This window comes from Thermophagus xiamenensis (assembly GCF_900112795.1).
GTDB classification, from domain to species: Bacteria; Bacteroidota; Bacteroidia; order Bacteroidales; family Marinilabiliaceae; genus Thermophagus; species Thermophagus xiamenensis.
Genome location: NZ_FONA01000029.1, coordinates 25,101 through 32,780 on the forward strand (window position 1 = coordinate 25,101; position 7,680 = coordinate 32,780).

5 protein-coding genes are annotated in these 7,680 nt (G+C 37.7%); 3 read left to right on the forward strand and 2 right to left on the reverse strand.

The features are described from left to right. Nucleotides 1-242 precede the first annotated feature (242 nt). Both BM130_RS14265 and BM130_RS14270 read right to left on the reverse strand, forming a co-directional pair. Nucleotides 243-1,922 (reverse strand): diflavin oxidoreductase, encoded by a 1,680-nt coding sequence (locus BM130_RS14265; RefSeq protein ID WP_010527644.1) that lies wholly within the window; start codon nt 1,920-1,922, stop codon nt 243-245. Nucleotides 1,923-2,034: 112 nt separating this feature from the next. Beyond that, a complete protein-coding gene (locus tag BM130_RS14270) occupies nt 2,035-3,318 on the reverse strand; it encodes a KamA family radical SAM protein (protein ID WP_010527643.1) in 1,284 nt (427 codons plus the stop codon). A 427-nt stretch (nt 3,319-3,745) separates the two neighbouring features. On the opposite strand from BM130_RS14270, the gene BM130_RS14275 reads away from it, so the two are divergent. From BM130_RS14275 to BM130_RS14285, 3 genes are read left to right on the forward strand one after another with little or no spacing between them, the layout of a single operon-like run. Further along, nucleotides 3,746-4,462 carry a glycosyltransferase family 2 protein gene (locus BM130_RS14275; RefSeq protein ID WP_029626600.1) on the forward strand — a complete coding sequence of 239 codons (717 nt, stop codon included), beginning with the start codon at nt 3,746-3,748 and terminating at the stop codon, nt 4,460-4,462. Continuing rightward, complete coding sequence (locus BM130_RS14280) at nt 4,459-5,112, forward strand: lipid-A-disaccharide synthase N-terminal domain-containing protein (protein WP_010527641.1); 654 nt, start codon at nt 4,459-4,461, stop codon at nt 5,110-5,112. Before BM130_RS14275 ends, BM130_RS14280 begins: the two co-directional genes overlap by 4 nt. An 11-nt stretch (nt 5,113-5,123) precedes the next feature. Beyond that, nucleotides 5,124-6,743, forward strand: a complete 1,620-nt coding sequence (locus BM130_RS14285) for an ArnT family glycosyltransferase (protein ID WP_029626599.1) — start codon at nt 5,124-5,126, stop codon at nt 6,741-6,743. The last annotated feature ends 937 nt before the right edge of the window (nt 6,744-7,680 follow it).

A 7,680-nucleotide genomic window follows, 5' to 3' on the forward strand; every position in this document is an offset into this window, starting at 1 on the left:
CTAAGAAAAAATGCAACCATGCTTTCGGAATGGGATTATCCCTTTCCGAAGCATGGTTTTGCATTTTTAGCACATAGTACAGCAAACGTTATAGCTTGATAAATCAAATGTAAGCAGAATGGTCTGTTATATATGGTTCAGATGAAATGACCATGGCAAGAGGCTTTCCCACAATTTGAAAATATGTTTAAACTTTAACCGTGCGAGTTTCTCTCGACAAATAATAATCTGTTGGAATGATGTTAATATAGGTCCATAAGCAATCTTTTTTCATCTTTCATATTTTGGATGTAATCTAAAGTTTGATCTTTAGATAAATGGCCTTCTGAAGCAATAATATCCTCCAGTGCGTCTTTTACACTTTGCCCCATGGTTCGCTTGTTTCCACAAACGTAAACTATTGCTTTTTTTTTGTCGATCCATCGGAAGAGATCTTTCTTATGTTGTTTCATGCGATGTTGTACATAAATTTTATGTTCCTGGTCGCGTGAAAAGGCCGTATCTAACCGGGTAAGTATTCCGGCCTTTTGAAACTCTTCCAACTCATCTTTGTACAGGAAATCACTTTGAGCATGTCGGTCACCAAAGAAAAGCCAGTTTTCACCTGTTGCTTTTCTATTTAAACGTTGCTGCAGAAAACCCCTGAAGGGTGCAATGCCCGTACTGGTGGCAATCATAATTATTGGTCTGGAGTCGTCTTCGGTAAGCCTGAATTTTTCATTTTTTTCCAGAAATACAGGAATGGCATCGCCTTCATCAATGCGGTCGGAAAGGTATGTAGAACACACCCCGGTATGATGCCTTCCTTTTTGAGTATATTCAATGAGTCCAATGGTAAAATGAGCTTCATGAGGGAAAACCTCGGGAGCATTGGCTACCGAGTATAGTCTTGGGTTTAGTGGCCGCAGGAGGTCAATTAATTCCTGAGGTGTAATAGTTCCCGGGAAGTCGGTTACCAGGTCCAAAACATCGCTGGTCTCACAATAACTATGGAGCAGTGCTTTATCCGATATTAAGGAAATAAGGTTATTGTTGGATGCAATTTTGGCATACTTTTCAACCAATAGAGGGGTAACCACTGTTATTTCGTAATTTTCAACCAGTGCTTCTTTAAGCAAACGAGGCCCTTTGGCGGTTTCAACGGTTGTTGAACCATCGAATTTTAATTGTTTAAGGAGTCTATCCACCAACAGACGTGAGTTGTGTACATAGATTCCAAAAGAGTCGCCTGGTTGGTAGTCGTCCGCGAATTTTTCCATGGATAATACCATGTGAAGGGTTCTTTTCGGAAATCTGGCATCTGTTAAACGTTTAATCTCTTTTACTTTAGCATAAAAAATGTTGTCGTTTTCGGAATCGACCCGGTTTATCTCGAAGGCGAATTCTTTTTTGCTTTGCGGGATGGTTTTGGGCACAAGGGCTTCGAAAGCTTCTACAGCTTGTTGCACCCATTTTTTTGCATTTTCTTCGTAATCGATATCACATTCAACAAGCGGTGAGATTTCCGAGGCACCCAATTCCAGCAACCGGTTTCTGATATCGTGACCTGTTTTGCAGAAATCTTTATAACTACTATCACCCAGTGCAAGAACACTGAATTTTGTTTCGGCAGGGAGCTGTGCTTTATCCGAATGGATAAAATGGTAAAAGTTTTCGGCCACGGCCGGTGGATCGCCTTCGCCATGAGTGCTGACAGCCACCAGGATGTTTTTCATGTTTGCTATTGAGGCAGGATTCATCGTATTCATGTCGTGAATTTCACTGGCGATACCCAGGTGACGGGCATAATCATATGCCAGTTTTGCTGCTGATTGGGAGTTACCGGTACGGCTGCCATATATTACGTGAAGGGTGGTTTCAGTTACATCTGGTTTATTCTCTTGTTTTTTTTGTATATGCTGTGATTGAATTGTTTGAGGCATAGCTAATAATTTTTTACAATGCAAAACATGTTTGTTTCAGCTTTCTGCTAAAATCAAAAACTTCAAATTTTAGCTGAATTAAAATGGCTAACTATATGGGCATTGCAGAATATCATCCGGGGATTAATTCCGGCATTTCCACTTCTTTGAGTTGGTCGACCCAGGTGGCTTGTTCATCATAATGCATTAAAAACGGTTTAAACGTTTCGCTGTAATTACGATGACGGATGTATTGCATCATGAAGTATTTTGAACCGTCGAGCGGATTAGTGACAATGCCCATTATCTGAACCTTTCCTTTTGATGCCGACATAACGGGACCGGTCACTGTTTTGGCAAAACTGCCCGTTTCGCGCATCGCTTTTTGGTACATTCTATAAATATCTGCCAGTGGAAGACTAAAATAGTTGTAAGGACCTGTTTCTCGTTCGATAAACATATAGTAAGGAACCAGTCCCAGTTGGACTTGTTTTTTCCACATACGAGCCCAATCTTCGCTACGGTTGTTAATATGATTTAGCACGGGGGCTTGAGTCCGTATCTCAGCGCCGGTAGCACGGATGTTGCGAATGGCTTCCTGAACCACTTCTGTATCTAACTCATTAGGATGATTAAAATGAGCCATGATAGAAAGATGTAAGCCGCTATCGGTAATGTGCTTAAGAATATCCAGGATTTGTGTAGCTTCTTCATTGTGTTTGGGAAGGAAAGTGAAAGGCCAGTAACTTAATGATTTAGTACCAAATCTGATATTTTGAAGATTGGGTATTTTGGCATCAATGAGTGCATTGATATAATTTTGTATTGTCGCTGGGTCCATAACCATGGGGTCGCCACCGGTGAACAGGATTTCATTAATGTTTTCGTTACGGCGTATGTATTCGATGACCTTCTGAATTTCTCGCATTGAAAATTTTAAGTCAAGGTCTTTAATAAATTGAGGCCATCTGAAGCAAAAAGTGCAGTGAGCATGACAGGTTTGACCCTGGCTGGGAAAAAACAGCACGATGTCTTTGTATTTATGTTGCATTCCCTTGAGTTCTTCCCCATCCATTTTAGGAACATTGGTCATTTGCTGGGCTGGATGAGGATTCATTTCCATCCTGATATCATAAATGACTTTATTGACTTCATTACTGGCCGAAGCACTGTTAAGAGCTTTCGTCAATCGACCATATTGGTCGTCGGTAAGCATATGTCGATTGGGAAAGTTAAGAATGTAAATAGGGTCGCTTTCATAATTTTCCCAGTCGATAAGGTAATCCACCACGTAGTTATTGGTCTTAAAAGGAATTACTTTTGAAACAATGTCAATTTCTTTTTTTACTTTTTCCGGCAAATAGCGCATATACTCAATTTCCCGAAAGTTTCTGGCATTGTAAGTAATAAACTTCATGGCATCAAATTTTTAAAAGTTAAAACCTATTAATACTAATGTTGTTAATCTTTATGAGAAAAGACTTTTATGGAAATAGTTTCTGGGAAAAATCACCTCTGACGTTTTTTTTCTAAATCATTGGTCTCAAGGGATTCGCATGACCTAATGGCGTATTGAGACCAATTTTCATGGTCACGCCCGTTTTTTTGAAGTTGCCTTTTAGAATAAAATGTGTCCTGAATTAATACTTGAACCAATCATTGGGAGATTTTAACTCCCGTTTTGGATTCTTGAAGGAAGTAAAAGATAAACGGGTTAAGGCCCGGATTGTTCAGTGTTAATATATCGAATACGGCTTTCGGATACAAAAAATGCAACTTTACTGTTGGTTGGGAATAGGTATTATTCTAATTTTGAAACTTTAAAAAGAGAAAAGTATTTTTTAATGGAGAAAAAATATAGTCTTACTGTTATAGTACCCGTATTTAATGAAGAGGAAAGTTTACCACGCCTCAAAAAAGAATTGGACCAATTTATTCGTAAGAGTCCTGAAAAAACAAAAATTCTTTTTGTTGATGACCATTCAATAGATGGCAGTCTGGAGCTAATTCGAAAATATTCGGAAGAGGATGAATATGATTATTTGTCCTTAGAAAAAAATAGTGGTTTAAGCACTGCCTTAAAAGCCGGCATTGATCATGTAGACACTCCTTATGCAGCATATATAGATGCTGATTTACAGACTCATCCCATGGATTTTTTGTTGTTTTATCCTTACATGAGGGAATACACCTTGATTAATGGTATCCGTCAAAATCGTTCTGATACCTTTGTTAAAAGAGTGTCATCTCGCATTGCTAATGCTTTCCGACGTTGGATGATTAAAGACAACATCCAGGATACATGCTGTCCACTGAAGATAATGCACACTCAGGCGGCTCAGGAAATACCTTTTTTTAAGGGGATGCATCGCTTTTTGCCCGCGCTTATCATGCTGAAAGGAGGGACGGTTAAAGAAATTCCTGTACGTCATTTCCCTCGCATTGCCGGAGAAGCCAAATATCATTTATTTAATCGCCTTGTAGGTCCTTTGTTTGATACCTTTGCCTTTGTATGGATGCGGAAACGGAATATCCAATATAAAATTCAGGAACGCTCATGATCAATTCTTACTTTATTTTTGGTTTGGGCTTTTTGGCTCAGGGGCTCTTTTCGGCTCGTCTGCTGGTGCAATGGCTGTTGTCGGAAAAAGCAAAAAAAGTGGTCTCACCCGATATATTTTGGCAATTAAGCATTGTAGCTTCTTTTCTGCTTTTATTATATGGCATTTTGCGCAAAGATATTGTGCTGATGGGAGGGCAGGTTGTATCTTACTTTATTTACATCCGTAACCTTCATCTGAATCGCAATTGGAACACGATGTATCCCTTGTTTCGGTGGTTGATTATAGGTGCTCCAATCCTGGCTTTTGTTTTATTAATTTTCAATGATAGCGGCTACAGTCTGGAAGATATCGTGGATAACCCGGATATTTCCTTACAGCTATATACAGTAGGAACCATCGGACAAATTATTTTTACTTTTAGGTTTGTCTATCAAATTATTTATTCCGAAAAAAAGCAACAATCCATATTGCCGCCAATGTTTTGGATAATAAGTATAACCGGTGCTTTGATAATTGCAGGATATGCCATTGAAAGGCGGGATCCGGTAATCATAATTGGTCAATTATCCGGACTATTAATTTATAGCCGTAATCTGTTTTTGTATTATCGAAGCAATATGAGAGAAAAAAAAGAGATCAATAAATAAATGTATTGATTATGTCGATGATAATCCGTTGTATTGAAAAAAGGCCGCTTATAAGTGTAGTCTTCTTAATTGGTTTGATGTTGCTCCCCTATCTTCATCTGGTTCCGGTATCTATAATGGAGGCCAGGAATTTCATTACCGCCCGAGAAATGGTTACTGACGGCAACTGGTTGCTTACCACCATGAACGGAATGCCACGATACGAAAAGCCTCCGCTGCCTACCTGGTTGTCGGCCATCGCCGGCTATTTAGGAGGATTGGATAATTTGTGGGCTATGAGATTGCCTGCGGTTATGATGATTATGGTTATTTCGGTGGTGGTTTTCTTTTTTTCAAAGGCTTTAAAACTTAGTCCATGGCTTTGCGGAATTAATAGTTTTATTACAGCCACTTCATTTTATGTTACCGCTATTATTTTTGAAGCACCATGGGATATTTATACTCATGGCTTTATGTTGATGGCACTATTGTATTTATACTATTTTTTATATGAAGAGAAACATTCGTTTAAGAATATATTGTTAGCTGGGGTTTTGGGTGGATTCTCTTTTTTGAGCAAAGGACCAATATCAATGTATGCCTTGATGCTTCCCTTTTTGTTGGCCTTTGGGGTTAATTTCTCTTTTCGGCAATACAAAGGAAAGATTTTTGGATTGCTTGCTTCAATTGTTTTAATGTTAGTAGTAGGCGGATGGTGGTATATTTATGTTCGATGGCAAGACCCGGAGACTTTTGTTGCCATCGCCCAAAAAGAGACTTCCAATTGGGGCAGTTACAATGTTCGGCCATTCTACTATTACTGGAGTTTTTTCGCACAGAGCGGATTGTGGACCATCCCTGCTTTGGTTGCTCTGATTTATCCCTATATGAAAAAAAGGGTTTCTAACTTACAGGCTTATCGGTTTAGTTTGCTTTGGACACTCTTTTCAGTTCTATTATTATCATTGGTGCCCGAAAAAAAGACGCGTTATTTAATGCCTGTTCTGATACCATTGTCCATAAATACCGGATTTTATATTGAATATATTTGTCGGCGATTTTCTTCAATGAAAAAAAGCGAGCGAATACCCGTCTATTTGAATTTTGGTTTAATTTCTTTTGCCGGTTTGGTTATTCCTTTGGGACTGATTTTCATTGAGAAGATTACCAACTTTAATTTTTGGTGGGTGTTGATTTTTTCTGTTTTCCCGTTAATGGGAATTATTATGTTTCGCAAGCTTATCCGAAAAGAAATTATCGGGTTGGTTTATGGGGCTATTGCATTGTATGTCTTTATTTTTCTTCTTTTGCCGCCTTTATATAAAAATCAACTTTTACAAAGCAGGCAAAGGATGGAAATTTTTAAAAATATGGTGAAAGAGGAGCAATTGCAAGTTTTTGCTTACGGATATATTCCTCCGGAAGCCATTTGGTTTTATGGAGATAAAATTCCTTTTGTGGAAAATCCGGATGATATGCTGACAATACAAATGGATAACTTTGCTTTGCTTACCAATATTGATATATCTAAAGAGGATTGGACAGGATTTTTCAAAATAGAGGAAAAGACAATGCTTGATTTGAATAATTTTCAGGGGAAAAATAACAGACTTATTTCCCGTTTTTATGTCCTTCATAAAAAAGTGGAATGATTCGGGTTAGAACCCGATTATTTGTCAGTACATTAATAGGTTTAACCAATTAAATTGTTACGTGCTTGCGGGGATAATGAAACATATTGAATTTTCAGATTCGAAAATTACAATATTGATGTATTTTAATTCATTTGAATTTATTTGTTCCTGAAGTGAACTTTACCTGGTTCTAATGAAAAGGGAGTATGATTTATTCCAAAAACAAGTAAATCTTAATGAATAAATTCCAGTGTCATCTTTGTTTGACAATGAGTCAGTTGACTACTTTGGTGAGCGACTTTCAACTGACAATGAGTTAGTTGGACTCATAGGTGAGCGGCTCGCAACTGACAATGAGTCAGTTGGCTTCTTTGATGATTAATGTTTAACTGACAATGAGTCAGTTGGCTTCATAAGTGAGCGGCTCGCAACTGACAATGAGTCGGTCACCTACTTCGATGCGCGACTTGCGACTGTCAATGATGAGGTTTTTGAGTTTGATGAAAAAATCTTTTTTGCCAATGTGGCAGTTTTGGGGTTGAATGATTTGTTTTTCGTTTTAAGTTGGAAAGTACCCGAGTGTTTTGAGGCACTTTTAAATTTAATTGATATAGTTACCACGTTAAACTCATTGATTTGATTTGAAAAATATTTAATTGATTTATATTAGGATTATTATAAAAGAAAGATTGAGACAATTGATAGATGGATTAAAAGGATGTTACCATAGTTTGGGAAGCTATGGTTTTGTTTAATTCAATTTTACTTAGGCAATTTCAGAAGTAAGAAAAAATTAGAATAAAACACAGAAGCCGGGATTTAAATTCCGGCTTCTTGTATTTACATAAGTTTTTCAAGACAGTTATATGTTAATTAAAATTGTTGTTATAGGTGCTTTAAGAGCATACCATCCCCATTGGTAAGTCCGTTAGAATTCATAGTATTGCTAAAATGA

Bases quoted from the DNA above. Each gene is read 5' to 3' on its own strand.
- BM130_RS14275 (WP_029626600.1), top strand. From the start codon at position 3,746: ATGGAGAAAAAATATAGTCTTACTGTTATAGTACCCGTATTTAATGAA.
- BM130_RS14285 (WP_029626599.1), top strand. From the start codon at position 5,124: ATGTCGATGATAATCCGTTGTATTGAAAAAAGGCCGCTTATAAGTGTA.
- BM130_RS14280 (WP_010527641.1), top strand. From the start codon at position 4,459: ATGATCAATTCTTACTTTATTTTTGGTTTGGGCTTTTTGGCTCAGGGG.
- BM130_RS14270 (WP_010527643.1), bottom strand. From the start codon at position 3,318: ATGAAGTTTATTACTTACAATGCCAGAAACTTTCGGGAAATTGAGTAT.
- BM130_RS14265 (WP_010527644.1), bottom strand. From the start codon at position 1,922: ATGCCTCAAACAATTCAATCACAGCATATACAAAAAAAACAAGAGAAT.